Genomic DNA, 1,551 nt, shown 5'->3' on the forward strand with positions numbered 1-1,551 from the left:
CACTTCGGCGGTACCCATGCGGTGACCGGAAACGTTGATTACGTCATCCACACGGCCGGTGATCCACCAGTAGCCGTCTTCATCGCGACGGGCGCCGTCACCGGTGAAGTACATGCCCTTGAAGGTGTTGAAGTAGGTTTCCACGAAACGATCATGGTCGCCGTACAGGGTGCGCGCCTGGCCCGGCCAGGAGTCGAGGATCACCAGGTTGCCTTCGCCCGGACCGTCGATGATATTGCCCAGGTTGTCCACCAGCGCCGGCACCACACCGAAGAACGGCCGTGCCGCCGAACCCGGCTTGAGCGCATGGGCCCCCGGCAGCGGGGTCATCAGACAGGCGCCGGTTTCGGTCTGCCACCAGGTATCGACGATAGGGCAACGCTCCTGGCCGACGTTCTCGTAGTACCACTGCCAGGCTTCCGGGTTGATCGGCTCACCCACCGAGCCCAGCAGGCGCAGGCTGGAGCCGTCGGCGCCTTCGACCGCGGCCTTGCCTTCGGCCATCATGGCGCGGATGGCGGTCGGCGCGGTGTAGAGGATGTTGACCTTGTGCTTGTCGACGATCTGCGCCACGCGGCGCACGTCCGGGTAGTTCGGCACCCCCTCGAACATCAGGGTGGTAGCGCCGTTGGCCAGCGGGCCGTAGACCAGGTAGCTGTGGCCGGTGACCCAGCCGATGTCGGCGGTGCACCAGAACACCTCGCCCGGGCGGTAGTCGAATACCCGCTCATGGGTCAGCGAGGCATACACCAGGTAGCCGCCGGTGGTGTGCAGTACACCCTTGGGCTTGCCGGTGGAACCGGAGGTATAGAGGATGAACAGCGGCTCTTCGGCGCCCATCTCCTTCGGCGCACAAACGCTGCCCGCCACTTTCATCAGGTCTTCGTACCAGATGTCACGATGCTGGTTCCACTTGATGTCGCCGCCGGTACGCTTGACCACGATGACTTTCTGGATGCTGCGGGTCTCGGGGTTGGTCAGGGCGTCGTCGACGTTGGCCTTCAGCGGCACCTTCCTGCCGCCGCGCAAGCCTTCATCGGCAGTGATGACCACCTTGGACTCGCAATCGATGATGCGCCCGGCCAGCGCTTCGGGAGAGAAGCCGCCGAATACCACCGAGTGGATCGCACCGATGCGCGCGCAGGCCAGCATGGCGACAACGGCTTCCGGAATCATCGGCATGTAGATGGTTACCCGGTCACCACGGTGCACGTCCTGGCCACGCAGGGCGTTGGCGAACTTGCAGACCTGCTCGTGCAGTTCGCGGTAGGAGATGATGCGATGCTCGGAAGGATCGTCGCCTTCCCAGATGATTGCCGGCTGGTCGCCGCGTTCTTCCAGATGGCGATCCAGGCAGTTGTAGGAGACGTTCAGGGTGCCGTCGCCAAACCATTTGATGTCGACGTGGTGGTCGTCGAAGGAAGTCCGCTTGACCTTGGTGTAAGGCTTGATCCAGTCGATGCGCTTGCCTTGTTCGCGCCAGAAGCCTTCGGGGTTGACCACCGACTGCTGATACATGGCCTTATAGGTGGCCTCGTCGGTCAGGGTCGT

At 63.4% G+C, this 1,551-nt stretch carries 1 protein-coding gene; it reads right to left on the minus strand.

Translation table 11 applies throughout. The features are described from left to right. A partial coding sequence (gene acs, locus NCCP436_RS17530; RefSeq protein ID WP_375709507.1) for an acetate--CoA ligase occupies positions 1–1,551 on the minus strand: 1,551 nt, incomplete at both ends.

The sequence above is a fragment of the Pseudomonas sp. NCCP-436 genome (genome assembly GCF_019656335.1).
GTDB lineage: Bacteria > Pseudomonadota > Gammaproteobacteria > Pseudomonadales > Pseudomonadaceae > Aquipseudomonas.